15 protein-coding genes and 1 riboswitch are annotated in these 15,260 nt (G+C 30.8%); of the genes, 5 read left to right on the top strand and 10 right to left on the bottom strand.

Annotated features, from left to right (window positions below):
• Positions 1-41 precede the first annotated feature (41 nt).
• Complete coding sequence (locus CPIN18021_RS05025) at positions 42-3,299, top strand: TonB-dependent receptor domain-containing protein (RefSeq protein WP_078424560.1); 3,258 nt, start codon at positions 42-44, stop codon at positions 3,297-3,299.
• 43 nt (positions 3,300-3,342) lie between these two features.
• Here CPIN18021_RS05025 and CPIN18021_RS05020 read toward each other — a convergent pair whose 3' ends face one another.
• The 3 genes from CPIN18021_RS05020 to CPIN18021_RS05010 are packed head-to-tail and all read right to left on the bottom strand — an operon-like array spanning position 3,343 to position 5,725.
• Positions 3,343-4,074 carry an ABC transporter ATP-binding protein gene (locus CPIN18021_RS05020; RefSeq protein ID WP_078424559.1) on the bottom strand — a complete coding sequence of 244 codons (732 nt, stop codon included), beginning with the start codon at positions 4,072-4,074 and terminating at the stop codon, positions 3,343-3,345.
• Between the two features lie 3 nt (positions 4,075-4,077).
• Positions 4,078-5,037: an ABC transporter substrate-binding protein gene (locus tag CPIN18021_RS05015; RefSeq protein ID WP_078424558.1), complete on the bottom strand. Its 960-nt coding sequence runs from the start codon at positions 5,035-5,037 to the stop codon at positions 4,078-4,080.
• Between the two features lie 16 nt (positions 5,038-5,053).
• Positions 5,054-5,725, bottom strand: a complete 672-nt coding sequence (locus tag CPIN18021_RS05010) for an ABC transporter permease (protein WP_078423423.1) — start codon at positions 5,723-5,725, stop codon at positions 5,054-5,056.
• Positions 5,726-5,837: 112 nt separating this feature from the next.
• Positions 5,838-5,929: riboswitch (TPP riboswitch) on the bottom strand.
• Between the two features lie 115 nt (positions 5,930-6,044).
• On the opposite strand from CPIN18021_RS05010, the gene CPIN18021_RS05005 reads away from it, so the two are divergent.
• Genes CPIN18021_RS05005 through CPIN18021_RS04995 form a run of 3 tightly spaced genes read left to right on the top strand, consistent with a single transcriptional unit; the run spans position 6,045 to position 8,335 of the window.
• Positions 6,045-7,157 (top strand): metallophosphoesterase, encoded by a 1,113-nt coding sequence (locus tag CPIN18021_RS05005; RefSeq protein ID WP_078424557.1) that lies wholly within the window; start codon positions 6,045-6,047, stop codon positions 7,155-7,157.
• Positions 7,150-7,965 carry a phosphatidylserine decarboxylase gene (locus CPIN18021_RS05000; RefSeq protein WP_078423421.1) on the top strand — a complete coding sequence of 272 codons (816 nt, stop codon included), beginning with the start codon at positions 7,150-7,152 and terminating at the stop codon, positions 7,963-7,965. Before CPIN18021_RS05005 ends, CPIN18021_RS05000 begins: the two co-directional genes overlap by 8 nt.
• Before the next feature lies 1 nt (position 7,966).
• Entirely contained in the window at positions 7,967-8,335 is a 369-nt protein-coding gene (locus CPIN18021_RS04995) for a hypothetical protein (protein WP_078423420.1), read from the top strand.
• Positions 8,336-8,337: 2 nt separating this feature from the next.
• Here CPIN18021_RS04995 and CPIN18021_RS04990 read toward each other — a convergent pair whose 3' ends face one another.
• The 5 genes from CPIN18021_RS04990 to CPIN18021_RS04970 all read right to left on the bottom strand — a co-directional run bounded on the left by CPIN18021_RS04990 (position 8,338) and on the right by CPIN18021_RS04970 (position 13,252).
• Positions 8,338-9,993, bottom strand: a complete 1,656-nt coding sequence (locus CPIN18021_RS04990; RefSeq protein WP_078424556.1) for a DNA polymerase III subunit gamma/tau — start codon at positions 9,991-9,993, stop codon at positions 8,338-8,340.
• 187 nt (positions 9,994-10,180) lie between these two features.
• Positions 10,181-11,263: a Fic family protein gene (locus CPIN18021_RS04985; protein WP_078423418.1), complete on the bottom strand. Its 1,083-nt coding sequence runs from the start codon at positions 11,261-11,263 to the stop codon at positions 10,181-10,183.
• Between the two features lie 127 nt (positions 11,264-11,390).
• Positions 11,391-12,584, bottom strand: a complete 1,194-nt coding sequence (locus CPIN18021_RS04980; RefSeq protein WP_078423417.1) for a molybdopterin molybdotransferase MoeA — start codon at positions 12,582-12,584, stop codon at positions 11,391-11,393.
• Positions 12,585-13,022: a molybdopterin synthase catalytic subunit gene (locus CPIN18021_RS04975; RefSeq protein ID WP_078423416.1), complete on the bottom strand. Its 438-nt coding sequence runs from the start codon at positions 13,020-13,022 to the stop codon at positions 12,585-12,587.
• A gap of 8 nt (positions 13,023-13,030) precedes the next feature.
• Positions 13,031-13,252 (bottom strand): MoaD/ThiS family protein, encoded by a 222-nt coding sequence (locus CPIN18021_RS04970; protein ID WP_078423415.1) that lies wholly within the window; start codon positions 13,250-13,252, stop codon positions 13,031-13,033.
• A gap of 83 nt (positions 13,253-13,335) precedes the next feature.
• Here CPIN18021_RS04970 and nspC point away from each other — a divergent pair, with 83 nt between their 5' ends.
• Positions 13,336-14,469 carry a carboxynorspermidine decarboxylase gene (nspC, locus tag CPIN18021_RS04965; protein ID WP_078424555.1) on the top strand — a complete coding sequence of 378 codons (1,134 nt, stop codon included), beginning with the start codon at positions 13,336-13,338 and terminating at the stop codon, positions 14,467-14,469.
• 28 nt (positions 14,470-14,497) lie between these two features.
• On the opposite strand, the gene CPIN18021_RS04960 is transcribed toward nspC, so the two are convergent.
• Positions 14,498-14,911 carry a pyridoxamine 5'-phosphate oxidase family protein gene (locus CPIN18021_RS04960; protein WP_078423413.1) on the bottom strand — a complete coding sequence of 138 codons (414 nt, stop codon included), beginning with the start codon at positions 14,909-14,911 and terminating at the stop codon, positions 14,498-14,500.
• On the bottom strand, positions 14,908-15,234 hold the full coding sequence (locus CPIN18021_RS04955) for an L-arabinose ABC transporter (protein ID WP_226995972.1): 327 nt from the start codon (positions 15,232-15,234) through the stop codon (positions 14,908-14,910). Before CPIN18021_RS04955 ends, CPIN18021_RS04960 begins: the two co-directional genes overlap by 4 nt.
• Between the last annotated feature and the right edge of the window lie 26 nt (positions 15,235-15,260).

Here is a 15,260-nt window from a genome sequence, read left to right as displayed (position 1 = left end):
GAAATTAAATAATAAATATCATAATTACAACAAGGACATCCATGAACAAACTTAGGTTTTCTATGATTACTATATTAATGCTTGGTCTAAACGTAAATTTACAAGCTGTTGATATAGAAGAAAGTAATAGCATTGAGCTAGATAGTGTAACAGTTACTGGTGAATCAGATAACGATCCTATGCAAAAAAAAGTAGGTGAAAGAGTAAAAAGTGCTAAAACACTTACAAAAGAACAAGTTCAAGATACAAGAGATCTAGTAAAATATGAAACCGGAGTAAGCGTAGTAGAGACAGGTAGATTTGGTGCTAGTGGTTATGCTATAAGAGGTGTTGATGAAAACAGGGTTGCTATAACCATAGATGGCCTTCATCAAGCAGAGACATTAAGCTCCCAAGGTTTTAAAGAAATCTTTGAAGGATATGGTAACTTTAACAATACAAGAAATGGTGTAGAGATACAAACCCTAAAACAAGCTACCATCACCAAAGGAGCTGACTCTATAAAAACTGGTTCAGGAGCTTTGGGTGGTTCTGTTATGTTTGAGACAAAAGACGCAAGGGATTATCTGCTAGATAAAGACTATTTTTATGGATTTAAAACAGGTTTATCAACAGCAAACTCTCAAAGATATGGTTCTCATACCTTAGCTGCTAGATACAAGTGGTTTGATGTACTTTTGATAAACACAAAAAGAAAACTAAGAGAAACAAAAAACTATGGATATGATGAGTATGATGATAGTGTGTTAGGTAGAGAAAGAGAAAAAGCCGATCCATACAATATAAAAAAAGAAAGTACCTTGCTTAAGTTTGGCTTTCAGCCAGCAGATAATGCAAGGATAAGCATAGCTTATGATAATGGGAAAGTTAATTCAAAAGGGCATGATTTTTCTTATACTCTTACACCTAAAAATATTACAAATACAGCAGGAATTGATAAAGTAATAGCTGATAGAAGATATACAAATGATACAACAACAAGGAAAAACTTTAGTGCTACATATGAAGTTTTTAGTGAAATGCCGTTTTGGGATAGTATAAAAATCACTTACTCAGATCAAAAGATAAAGGCTAGAGCTAGGACTGATGAGACTTGCGAGGGACCAAGTTGTCAAAATATACAAAATCATGCAGGCCTTCACATAAAAGACAATAAGACTGTAGATAAAGACGATCAAGAGTTAAGTTTGCATTCTGAAAATGGTCTTAAAAAGGTAAAAAATCACAAAGAAGAAGACACTTATAATAAATTTGTTGCTACAAAAAGATTAAGCGAATATAAATTTTATTGTGATTTGTATGACTGTGACTCTCCTGATAAAAAGATAAAGCTAGTTGTAGATGATACTAGCGACTATGCTCCAGGAAAAAGACAAACAGTAGAAGTAGATTTGACAAAAAAAGAAAAGCAAAATATTTCACAAAATGGTAAAAATCTTGATTTTACAATAGAAGATAAAGTAGATAAGGATAATAGAAGATATAAAAAAATATTAGCAGAATATAAATACAAAGGCGGATTTGGTAATGATGTAACAGCTCCTTATGAGGATTTATATGTGTTTGTCCCAAATCAACCAGGTTTTATAGAAAATCAATGGAAAGAAAGAGATCTAAATACAGATACCAAGCAATTTAATCTTGATTTTACAAAAAATTTAGAACTAAAAAATTTAGAACATTATCTACAATACGGACTATCTCATGCTAGTACCAAAAAAAGCATGATAAATAAAGCTGGATATAATGCAAAAAACCCTCAATGGTGGGCTGACTCTGATGGTGACTGCTCAGAAAAGTCTACTGATATAGGTAATGCCTTGAAATGTCCAAAGACAGAAAAGCCTACAAGTTTTTTAATACCTGTTGAGTCAGATGAGGGTGCCTTGTATCTAAAAGATGAGATACATTTTAGTGATCAAATTTCACTAGATATAGGATTTAGACATGATAGGGTGAAGTATAGACCAAACTACATACCAGGAAGAACACCAAAAATAGCTGATGATATGGTAAAAGGTCTTTTTGTGCCATTAAAACCAAAAAGAAAATTACCGGAGAAAGCACCAGATGAAGCAAATAGCTGGGATAAACCAACTAGGGATAAACCTAAATATTTTAAATCATGTAAAGAAAATAATAAAAATACTTATACATGTCCTCCTGATAAAAAAGTTATTGATGAAGCTGAATTAAATAAAGATCTTAAAGAATTTGAAGAAAAAGATAAAACTTATAAGAACTATTTAAAAGATGTAGAATACAATAAACTTGTTGATAAAGAAAACGAAACAAACCCCCAAAAAAATATAGAGTATTTTTCTCAGCCTAGAGAGTTTAAAAACAACTCTTATGCCCTTGCAGCGACACTTGATCCAACAGAGTTTGTAAGGGTTCAGGTTAAGTACTCAAAAGGCTTTAGGGTGCCTACTCATGAAGAGCTTTATCTTGCGTTTAAACATCCTGATTTTACTATAAAGCCAAATGTTGATTTAAAACCTGAGATAGCAAAGACAAAAGAGATAGCCCTTACTTTGCATAAAAATATGAGCTTTTTAACTATGAGTATTTTTAAGACAGAGTATAAAGACTTTTTGGATTTAGAATACAAAGGAACAGAGAAATTAAATCAAGGAAATCAAAATAATAACGGTACTCAAACCAATAGCTCTCTTGACTTTGATATCTATCAAAATGTAAATAGACAAGATGCTTCTGTTAATGGATTTGAGATAAGCTCTAGGCTAAATTTTGAAGATATATATAGCAAATTATCAGGATTTTATATAGGATATAAGCTTACAAATCAAAGAGGAAGTATACTTACAAAACAAGATGGAAATGTTCCTATGAATGCTATACAACCTAAAAAATCAATATATAGCTTTGGCTATACAGCTCCAAATGATACCTTTGGTGTGGACTTTTATCTTACAAGTGTGAAAGCTAAAAAACCAAATGAAACATATAATATGTTTTGGAAAAATGAAAAACCAAATACTCCACCAGATGATAGGGATTATATAAATGGAAAATTAGTCACAGACTCATCGGCTCACTGGCTAAGTAATAAATACAATATCTTAGATATGATAGCCTATGTAAGACCTAAGAAAAATCTTACATTTAGACTTGGTGCATACAATATCACGGATGAAAAATACATCACTTGGGACTCAGCTAGATCTATCAGGTCTTTTGGAACTATGAATATGGTTAGAAAAACAGATAGTCTTGGTATAAATAGATTTAACGCACCAGGAAGAAATTTCAAACTTGATTTTGAGTTTACATACTGATTATAATTAAAAAATCATCAAGCATTATGAAAGTGCTTGATGATTAAATGCTAAAAAACTTATTTTTTATCTCTCTTTTTATCTTTATAATATCATCACTTAATGCATCTCTTGGTCTTAAAAGTGGCACGAGTATCTCTTGTGATAAGCTTGCTGGTTTTTTATCTAGGATATAAATCCTATCTGATAAGAGTATGGCTTCTTCTATGTCGTGAGTGATAAAAAGTGTGGTTAGCTTCATATCTCTTACTACATCAAGATACCAGTTGTGAATACTCTCTTTTGTCATCGCATCTAGTGCCGAAAATGGCTCATCTAGTAGTATAAGATCTTTTTCAAAAAGATAAGTCCTAAGCAAAGCCGCTCTTTGTCTCATACCACCTGATAGCATTTTTGGATATTCGTTTTGCATGCCATCAAGACCAAATTCTTTAAAATACGACATAGCTTTGCTGTAAGCTTCTGATTTGCTTTTACCTTTTATTATCTGTGGTAGGGCTACATTTTCAAGGACTGTTTTAAATGGCAAAAGCAGGTCTTTTTGTAGCATATAGCCCACATTTCCACTTTTGCCAGTTATGTCTTTATCATCAAGCAAGACTTGTCCAAAGCTTGGGTTTATAAGTCCTGCTGCTATGTTAAAGATAGTGCTTTTACCACATCCGCTTGGACCTATGATACTTACTATTTCATTTTTATTTATATGAAAATTTATATTCTTTAAGATATGTGTATCGCCAAATGAATGAGATATCTCTTTTAGTCTTAGTTTCATGACTTACTTTAAAAACTCATTTGTAAAGCCTTGGTTTGTCAAAGGCTCCTTTATAAGCTTTTGATTGTATAGCCATTCATAAAAGGCATTCCATCTTTTTGGATCTATTATGCCCCATGATTTTGCATCTGCTATGTATTGTGTTGATACAAATTTTTGACTCTCTCTGATAAGATTAGCATCTCCTTCCGGTGCATTTTTTATCAAAACCTCAGCTGCTTGTTCTGGATTTTTGGCGGCAAACTCATACCCTTTTTTGATAGCATTTAGTGCTTTTTTGGCTACCTCTGGGCTATTTTTTAAAAAATCATTGTTTGCTATAATAACAGGAGCATAGTAATCAAACTCTTTTGCATAGTCTTTAAGTAAGAAAAAATTTGTTTTTACATTTTTTACCTTAGAGTATATATAGTCCCAGCCTTGATAAACAAGTATTGCATCAAACATTTTAAGCCTTAAAGCTGTTGTTGCATCTGTTGATTCACCAGGTATTAGGCTTATTTTATCCCAATTACCACCATCTTTGTCTACTATGTATTTTATGGTTGCATCATCTATGGGATCTTGCCAAGTTGAGTATTTTTTACCTGTCATATCTTTTGGTGATAGTATGTTGCTTTCTTGTAGGCTTAGTATGCCACCTGTGTTGTGTTGAAGTATAGCCGCTACTGCTGTTATAGGAGTTTTTTTAAGAAGTCTTTTTACCATATTTGGCTGAAAATAAACCCCAAGTTCTGCTCTGCCATATCCAACTATCGTTGATGAGCTATCTTCTGATGGCTGAACTATATCTACATCAATACCCTCATCTTTAAAATACCCTTTGTCTTTTGCGACAAAAAGACCTGTGTGATTTGTGTTTGGAACCCAGTCTAAGACGATAGTTAGTTTTTTCATATCATCATTAGCATTAAGCCCTACAAATAGCAACATAGATAGTATAAAAAATATCTGTTTTTTCATTTTGATTCTCCTTGTTTTAGTATTTAACTACTTTTTTATGTATGTAGTTTATAATCGCCATTAAAACCAAGCTTAGTATAGATACAAAAAAGATAATTGCAAACATCTTGTCAAGTGCAAATGCCTTTCTTACCCTTGTCATATATACCCCAAGCCCATAAAAACCACCAAGCCACTCAGATACCACAGCTGATATCAAGGCATAAGATATTGAGACCCTAAGCCCAGCGAAAAAATACCCTAAACTTGCTGGAAGTTTTGCATGCCAGTATGTTTGCCACTTTGTAGCACCCATACTTTTTAAAAGTGTCAAGCTATCCTTGTCTACTGATCTGTATCCATCTATCAAAGCTATAAGTATAGGAAAAAACCCAGTAAGCACTATAAGCACTATCTTTGGTGTCATATGATATCCAAGCCATATTATCAAAAGTGGGGCTATTGCTATGGTTGGTATGGTTTGCGTGATGATTATAGGCGGATATAAAATATCATAGCAAATTTTAAATGTATCCATTAGTATGGATAGTAAAAATGCCAAAACTATAGCTATACTTATGCCTATAAATGTTTCAAGTAGAGTGTATTTTGTGTGATACATTATAAGGTTAAAATCATCTATAAAAGCTTTGATGACAGAGTAGGGCGATGGCAATAAAAACTCAGGTATGATCTGTAAACTCGCCATTATTTGCCATATAAGCAAAACAAACCATATGATACTATATCTGTATAAAAAATTTAATAAGCTTTTAAATTTCTGTTTCAACACTAACCTTTAAACTGTCAATGCAAGTGCTAAAATGAAATCTATCTTTTTCCTACGTTGGCATTATCCAAATCAGGTTATACGGGTATGATCTCAGCCATAAAAGCACCCCAATGAACTAAAAGCAACATTATACTGTTTTAATCTAAATTTTAAACACCTTATCGGATATAAAGATATTTTTGGTTAATTGTTTTGTATAATAATTCAAATAAAATTAACTTACAAAAGGATTTAAATGTTTTTTACACTTATTTTTCTTATAGCTATGTGCTTTATGAACTTTTATTCTTATAAATTTTTTGTTTCAAAGATAGCTTTTTTAAAAAATCATATTTTTAGTGTAAGAATCTTTTTTATACTTGTTTGTATCCTTGAAGTTTTGTTTATAGCTCAGCTAAGATTTGTGTTTTTTAACTCATCTTTTTATATATTTAGTGCGACTTTTTTGGCGTTTTCTTGGTTTTTGTTTGCTATAAGCATTTTGTATCATCTAGGCTCAACTATCTTAAATAAGCAAAAATTTAGTAGTTCAAGAAGAGAGTTTGTAAAAATCTGTCTTGATATAACATTTGTTATATTGTTTGTTAGCTTTTTCCTAAAAGGTCTATTTTCGGCCATAATGCCACCTAAGATAAAAGAGAAAAATATCAAGATAAAAAATCTAAAAAAAGATATAAAAATAGCCCTTATAACAGATATACATATAGGTACTTTTTTGCAAAAAGAGTTTTTAGCAGGTATTGTAAATGATATAAACAAAACAAAGCCTGATATCGTTGCTATATCTGGGGATTTGGTGGATATGAAAGCCGATGAAATAGGGGATTTTTTAGACCCGTTAAAAGACATAAAGAGTAAATACGGTGTGTTTTATGTGCCAGGAAATCACGAGTATTATCACGGGGTAGATGCGATTTTAGCAAAGATAGAAGGCCTTGGGGTTAATGTGTTAAGAAATGATTGTATAGAGTTAGATGATATAAATGTGTGCGGTGTTTATGATGTTAGTGGATATAGATTTGATTATCTAAAGCCTGATTTAAAACAAGCATTGTCTGGCGTAAATGATGATAAACCAGTTGTGTTGTTGTCTCATCAGCCAAAATTTGTTGAGTATATGGATAAAGATGTAGACCTTGTGCTAAGTGGACATACACATGCTGGACAAATTTTTCCTTTTGGACTTCTTGTACTATTGCAACAGCCTTATTTATATGGTCTTTATCAACATAATGATAAAATGCAGATATATGTTAGCTCTGGTGCCGGTTTTTGGGGTCCACCTGTTAGGATTTTGGCACAAAGTGAGATAGCTGTATTAAATTTATATGGAGATAGTAATGCTTGATAAGATGATTTCAAATTTATTTGGTGCGATTTTTGGTTGTAAATTTCCAAAAGTCATACAAAAGATGATAAATAGATGGTATGTAAGCTATTTTAAGATAGATATGAGTGAGTTTTGGAATCCTGACACTTACGAGAGCTTAAATAAGCTTTTTACAAGAGAGTTTATAAAGCCAAGAGATATCGATAGTGATAAAAGCTCATTTATAAGCCCTTGTGATGGCACTTGTCTTAGTTGTGGTAGTAGCGTAGGCGATCTTGCATTTAGTGTAAAAGGAATGCAATATAGTGTAAGTGAGTTGCTTTGGAATGCTATAAGTGATGATGATATGCAAAAAGGGTATGATTTTTTAAATCTTTATCTTAGTCCGAGTGATTATCATCATTATCATTCGCCATTTGATATAAAGGTAAAAAAAGCTATATATGTTCCTGGTAGATTATATAGTGTAGCCATAAGCAAACTAAAAAAAATAAGCAGTCTTTATACAAAAAATGAACGTGTGATACTTGAATGCGAGATAGAAAATACCCATAAAATTTGGCTTGTATTTGTAGGTGCTTTAAATGTTGGAAAGATGAATTTTGTCTTTGATAGTAGGATAAAAACAAATGCAAAAGCAAATGATGTAAATATATATAAATATGATGATTTGGTTATCAAAAAAGGTGATAAGATAGGAAATTTTGAGCTTGGTTCTACCATCGTAATAATTAGCCCTAAGGGTTTGATAAAATACAATCTTAGTGAGCTGCAAAAGGTAAAATTTACTCAAAGCATAGGTAAAATATCTTTGTTAGGAGAATAATATGAGCAATGAAGTAGTTTCTTTACAAAATAATGAGTTGCAAGATGATACTATAAAGCTAAAACAAGCTATAGAAAACAATGACTTAGTTGAGATTTGGCAGGAGTCAAATGACTATGAAAAATTAGCCGAAACTACTATAAAAACTATGCAATACATAAATAACGAACAGGTTAAGGAATTTACAGAAAAACTAACCAAAACAAATGAAAAGATAATGAATCTAACATTTGAAGGGGTAAAAAAACATCACGAAAAGCAGATGGAAAAAACAAAAAGAATACACAAAAATCAACTTATAACTTATAGTGCTATAAGCTTTTTTATTGGCATTATAGCGACTATTATTTGTATAAAGTTATTTTTTTGATTTTATTGTATTTTTGAAATTTCTGGTTCGCCAAATAGCCTTTTTGCCTCTCTGATAAGATTTTCTTGTCTATTTCTTTCAAGTTCCTCTTTTGTTTTGTTTGCATTTAGGCTTAGAATTTCATCTTGTATACTTAGTTTTGTTTCTGATTTTTGAGCTATCTTTATAGGCACTTGTTCTTTTACATCTAGTCTTGCTAGCTCTTCATCTAATAAGCTTGATAGATTATTATTTTTTTCTACTTCTTGCTTTGTATCTTGCACTTTTTGAATTTCTACATCTTCTTTGATAGCTTCTTTTGATGTTGGAACTATTTTTATGGTTGCTTTTTCTCCAAAATTTGCTTTTAAAATTTGCATTATTATCTTTGAGCTATTTCTTAAAAGCATTTGATCATTTCCGCTAGCACTTGATGTTATACTAAGGACATTGTTTTCATAACTAACAAATTTTGTATTTTTTGATAAACACTCTCCAAGATCAAAATCCCTATAATAAATTTTTTCTAAAAATACAGTATAGACATCTTTTGGTTTTTCTTCTTTTTTGATATTTTCAGGTTTTATTTCCTGTATTGTTTGAGTTTGTATTATAGGTTGTTGTGTTTGTTGTTTTTGTGTGCTTATAGCTTCATCTATGGTTTGTAAATTTAATGCTTCTATCATCATAAAAAGCATTATACTTAATACAAAGTTATTGTCATTTGTTGTATTTAGCATACCTTTAGCTTGTGCAAAAATTCTAAAAAATCTCTCATAAACAAGTAGTGAAAATCTAGGGTCGTTGTTTAAAAACTTGCCTTTTAGGTTTGTTATAAGCTCATCTATAATCATCTCAGCTTCGTATGATTCAAGCTCCATTATAAGCTCTTTTAGTCTGTTTTTATCAGAACTTAAAACTATATTGTATATCTCTTCTATCCTTTGTGGTTCAAGAAGTCCAAGCATCTCAACAACACTATCTTGTGTTATTTTGTTATTGCTATAGATTATGGCTTGATCAAGTAGCGTTAGAGTATCTCTTAAAGAGCCTGATCCACTACGAGCTAAAATTTCAATCGCCTCTTTTTCATAGCTTATATTTTCATTTGATAGTATGTATTCAAGATGTTTTTGAATAGCATATTTGTTTATCTGTTTAAATCTAAAATGTTGAGTTCTTGATAAAATAGTTGCTGGTAGTTTTAATGGATCTGTGGTCGCAAGGATAAATTTAACATAAGGAGGTGGCTCTTCAAGTGTTTTAAGCAGGGCATTAAATGCCTCTTTTGTTAGCATATGAACCTCATCTATGATAAAAATTTTATATCTTGCAGATGCAGGGTTGTATTTTGTTTGCTCTATAAGCTCTCTTATATCATCTATTTTTCTATGACTTGCAGCATCTATTTCTATTATGTCCATATGCCTTGATTCATTTGCCATTTTGCAGTGCGCACACTCTTCGCAAGGTGTTGGAGTTGGCCCTTGTTCACAAACCAAAGCTTTTGAAAATATCCTAGCACTTGAAGTTTTTCCACTTCCTCTAAGTCCTGAAAACAGATAAGCGTGGCTTATTCTTTGATCTTTTAAAGCATAAGTTAGACTTTTGCTTACAGCTTCTTGTCCTATAAGCTCACTGAAATTTTTTGGACGATATTTTAATGCTAGTGCTTGCAAATTTTATCCTTTTGATAATATTTTTTTGGATTTTACTAAAAAGTATATAAATTTAAAGATATACAACTGTTTTAAATGTTGATTGATTTTGTAAACTTTGTGTGTAAAGTCTGCAAAATAGCTTTTGTTAAAAAAATCAATAAATTTTAACAAAGATATATCTGTATGTTAAAAAAATCAATAAATTTTAACATACTATGCCCTTTTTAAGAATTTCAAATAAAGATAAATTTACATAATAACTCATATTGTTTAATTTGATACATTTTAAAAGACCTAGTTCTTCACAAGTTTTGAGATATTTTGATGCAGTTTGTCTACTTATGTTTAACTTTTCTTCTACTGATTGAATTTTAGTATAAGCGAATGAAAATAAAAGTTCGACAAAATCTTTGCTATAAATCTTTGGTGCTTCTTCTTTTAATATAGATGTGAAATTTTTAATTGATAATTCTATATCTCTTATAAGCTTTATTGTTGCTATAGATGTTTTGTTTATACCTACTAAAACATATAAAATCCAATCTTCCCAATTATTATACTTACTAACATTTTCTAAAAGCTCATAGTATTTGGTTTTATTTTGTATGATATAAGCACTTAGGTATAAAATTGGCAGATCTAAAAGCCCCATTTTTGTTAGATATAATACATTTATTATCCTGCCGGTTCTTCCGTTGCCATCATAAAATGGATGTATGGTTTCAAACTGATAGTGTATTATGGCAATTCTTATCAATGGGTCAAGGTCATCTAAGTCATCATTTATATAGTTTTGCAAATTATCCATAAGTTCATTTATATTATCTATATGTTGTGGTGGTATATGCTTAATTTCTCCCGTGGCTGGATTTTTTAAAATTGTTCCACTTTGGGTTCTAAAACCTGCGTTATTTGATTGTAGTATTTTTTGTATGCTTAATATATGGCGATTTAATAGTAGTTTATCTTTTTGTATTAACTCAAAACCTAATTTTAATGCCTTTTCATAGTTTATTACCTCTTTTGTGTTTCGAGCTATTTTATCATCATTTATTTGAGCTATAAATATATCATCGTGAGTTGTTATTATATTTTCTATCTCACTTGAATCTTTTGCTTCTTGTAATACAAGTGAGTTTATAAGTATATTTTGATTTGGTATAGTCTTTATGAAACCGTTTAGCTCTCCTAAACTTCTTGAAGCAGTATTTAATGCTTTGTATAAATTATCTGACATACTTATCTTGATAGGTAACTTATTTGGTATAAATTCTTTTTTACCACTCATATTTATCTCTTTTGTTGTTTGATATATTTTAATTTTAGCATATTTTTTTATTTTATAAAATTTAATGTTAGTTAGAAATATGAACTTAATTTTTACAAAAAAGTGTCTAGTTTGCTAGACACTAAGATTATACCATTAGTAGTATATCTACTATTTCGCCTTTTTGTATCGTTTTTGTATCTTTTGGTACAACCAGCAAAGCTGCTTTATTTGATAGGTTATTTACTATGGCCGAACTTCCAAATTTTTTGCCATTTAGGTTTGCGTATACATTGCCGTTTTTGTATTCTAAATTTACAGCCGTAAACTCCAAAAACGGAGATCTCTTGTCATAAGTTTCATCCATTATAGCCTTAATGTAAGGCTCATCTTGTAAAAACCAAGAGTTTAAAAGCACTCTTACATATAGCACACACATTACCATAGCCGAATACGGAAAACCAGGTAATGCAAATATATATTTTTCTTTGTTTTTTGCTATTTTTATATGTCTTCCAGGCTTTATAAAAGCACCATTTATTATCACATCAAACTCATCTTTTAATGCAGTCTTTACAAAATCATAATCCCCAACACTAACACCACCAGTTGTTATTAGTATATCAGCTGATTTTAGTGCATTAATTATGGAGTTTTTTACAAGTTCGGGTTCATCTTTTACTATTTCACATATCATTGTATCAGCACCCATTTTATTAACCATCATAGCTATACCTATGTGGTTAGAGCTATAAATTTGTGCTTCGTTTTCAAGCTGTTCGCCTAAGTCTTTTATCTCGCTTCCAGTTGCTAAAACAGCAACTTTTGGCTTTACAAATACACTAACATGAAATACTCCAAGCTCAGCCAAAAGTGCTATATCGGCATATCCTAGCTTTGTTCCTTTTTTTATTAGTATCTCATCTTTTTTATAGCTTTCTCCTATCTTTCGTATAGCAAAGCCTTTTTTTACTGGATTTATTATCCTTACTTTTTTACCTTCAACCTTTACATTTTCTATAGGAATTAGTGTATCCGCACCTTGGGTTATCAATGATCCTGTAAATGTTTTTATGCATTCGTTATTTTTTATGGTGATTGTATTGTTGCTTCCAGCTGGTAAATCAGCCAAAAGCTCAAGTTCTTTGATATCTTCTTGAAATTTAAAAGCATATCCATCCATAGCTGAGGTCTGATGTTTTGGGTAGTTGTCTTTCGCGATAATATCTATTGCTATGTGTCTATCTAAGGCTTGTGTGATAGCTACTTTTTCTACTCTATCCCACTTAACGATACTATCTTTTAAGATTTTTAAACTATCTTCATAACTCATAAATTCCATCTAATCTCCTAAAATTCCAGCACCCAAAACGGGATGACTTCTTTGTTTTGCATATATTCTTTCGCCTTTTACGACATCGTATTTCCATATAGGGGCATTTGCTTTAAAGTCTTCAACAAAGTCATTTATAAGCTTTAATGCAACTTTTCTTTGAGGACTTAAAACACCAGCTATATATGAGCTTTCACTTACTTTTACATCGCCTTTTGAGTGGGCAAAAAAGACACTAGCATTTTGTTGTTTTGCTATATCTTCCCACTTTTCAAGCCATTTTTTTAATATTGGTTCGTATATATCAAAGCTTAAAGCCTCTATGCCATCTTCTTGTCTTACTATGCCAACAAATGTTATTAATGCACCACAATTTTTTTGAGTGCTTTGTTTATACCAACGATTTTGAATTTCGCATATATCTAATGAGCCATTATAAAGTTCCATTTTTTACCTCACCCACCACATACAGGGGCTAAAAGCACTACTTTATCGCCATTTTTAAGCTCTGTATCTAAGTTTGTTACTATCTCATCATTTACTGCAACACCACACTCTTTTAGCCAAACTTTTAGCTCTTCATCTTTGTTTAAAATCTCTTTTAATTCTTTTAAATTTTTTACATCTAATTCTAAACTTGGTTTATTTATAGGTCCCAAAAACTCAACTTTTACCATATCTTTCCTTTGTGATTTTTTATTATTGTAGCAAAAAGTAAGAAAATTTTTATATAATCACTAAAAAATAAAAGGTATAAAATATGAAAGAAAATGAAATAAAAACTCCAGCTTATGTATGTGAGGAAGCTAAACTACGCAAAAATTTAGAACTTTTAAAATATGTAAAAGAACAAAGCGGAGCTAAGGTATTGGTTGCTTTAAAGGGGTTTGCATTTAGTGGGGCTATGGATTTGGTAGATAGTTATCTTGATGGCGCAACCGCTAGTGGACTATACGAGGCAAAGTTTGCAAAAAAATATCTAAGTGGTAAAATTTGCACTTATTCTCCAGCATTTAAAGATGATGATATAGATGAAATTTTACAAATTTCAGACCATATTATTTTTAATAGCTTTGCTCAGTGGCAAAAATTTAAAGATAAGGCTTTAAGCTCAAATGTAGAGTGTGGTCTTAGGATAAACCCGGAAAGTTCAGCCTCTCCAGTTGATGCTTATAATCCTTGTGCTAGATATAGTCGTCTTGGTATAACAAGGGCAAATTTCAAAGAAGATTTACTTGATGGTATAAGTGGATTGCATTTTCATGCTTTATGTGAAGAGAGTGCTGAGAGTTTGGAATTTGTTTTGGCTGATTTTGAAGAAAAATTTGGCAAATATATAAGTAAAATGAAGTGGATAAATTTTGGCGGAGGACATCATATAACAAGAAAAGATTATAATGTAGAACTTTTGATAAAACTAATTAAAAATTTCAAAGAAAAATATGATGTTGAGGTTATATTAGAACCAGGCGAAGCTGTTGGTTGGCAGTGTGGATATTTGGTAGCTAGTGTGCTTGATATAGTAAAAAATGAAAAAAACATAGCTATCTTAGATGTTTCAGCTGAAGCCCATATGCCAGATACTATTTTAATGCCTTATAGACCAGCTATAAGAGGTGAGAGTAAAAACGGTAAGTTTAGTTATCGTTTTGGTGCAAATACTTGTTTGGCTGGTGATATAGTCGGTCTTAGTGTGCAAGAGCCTGATTATAATTTTGATGAAGAGATAAAAGTAGGGGATAGGGTTATTTTTGAAGATCAAATCCATTACACAATAGTAAAAAACACAACATTTAATGGGGTAAAATTACCTGATTTGGTATATTTGCGTGAAGATAAAGAAGCTGTTGTTGTAAGGGAGTTTGGATTTAAAGAGTATGAAGAAAGAAACTAAAATTTATTATTAAGGCTTTTAAAAAGCCTTAATTTTCATCTTGCCAGATAATTTTTTTCCCAAAACCAAGTGTATTGTCTGTATATTTTATCCAAGATAGTTTTATCTGCCATAGCTTTGGATTTAGTATTTTTGCATATTGAAATTTTTTAAAGTATATATCATTTTTATCGTTAGTAAAACTCATCTTTCCCTTAAACTGAATCCCCTGTATCTTTGCTACAACGAGTGTGTTTTTTGCCATTGTTCCAGATACTATATCTTGAAAATTTAATGCTTGTATATGAGATGTGTCATCATTGCTGGCTATGATTATAGTGTTTGTTTTTTCATCAAATGCATAAAATGCAGAAAATGAGTGCGGGGTGCCATCTTTTAAAACTACACTAATACTACATAGATGTTGAGAGTTTAAAAAATTGATTATTTTTTTGTCTATCATGATAAAAATCCATTTAAAAATAAATTTATATTATTTAAATTTTTTACAGTTAAGGTTATAAGGACTATCCAAAATGTAAGCAAAAAACACTCTATAAAGAAAAAACTATTTTTTGAAATTTGTTTAAAATAAATCATACTTAAAAACGAACCAATAACACCACCTATAAGTGAAAAGTAGTGAACGGCACCTTTTTTTACAAATGTCGGAAGTTTATTGTTAAAAAATAGTGAAAAAATAATCATAGAAACTATATTTGCAAATATAAAATAGTATCCAATTACTGGAATTTGATTATAAAATTTATGTGATACAAAACTCATAATAGTTATAAAAAATAGCAAAAAAA

It is taken from the genome of Campylobacter pinnipediorum subsp. caledonicus, from assembly GCF_002022005.1.
Taxonomy (GTDB): domain Bacteria; phylum Campylobacterota; class Campylobacteria; order Campylobacterales; family Campylobacteraceae; genus Campylobacter_A; species Campylobacter_A caledonicus.
This window is presented reverse-complemented; position numbering and strand designations above follow the sequence as displayed.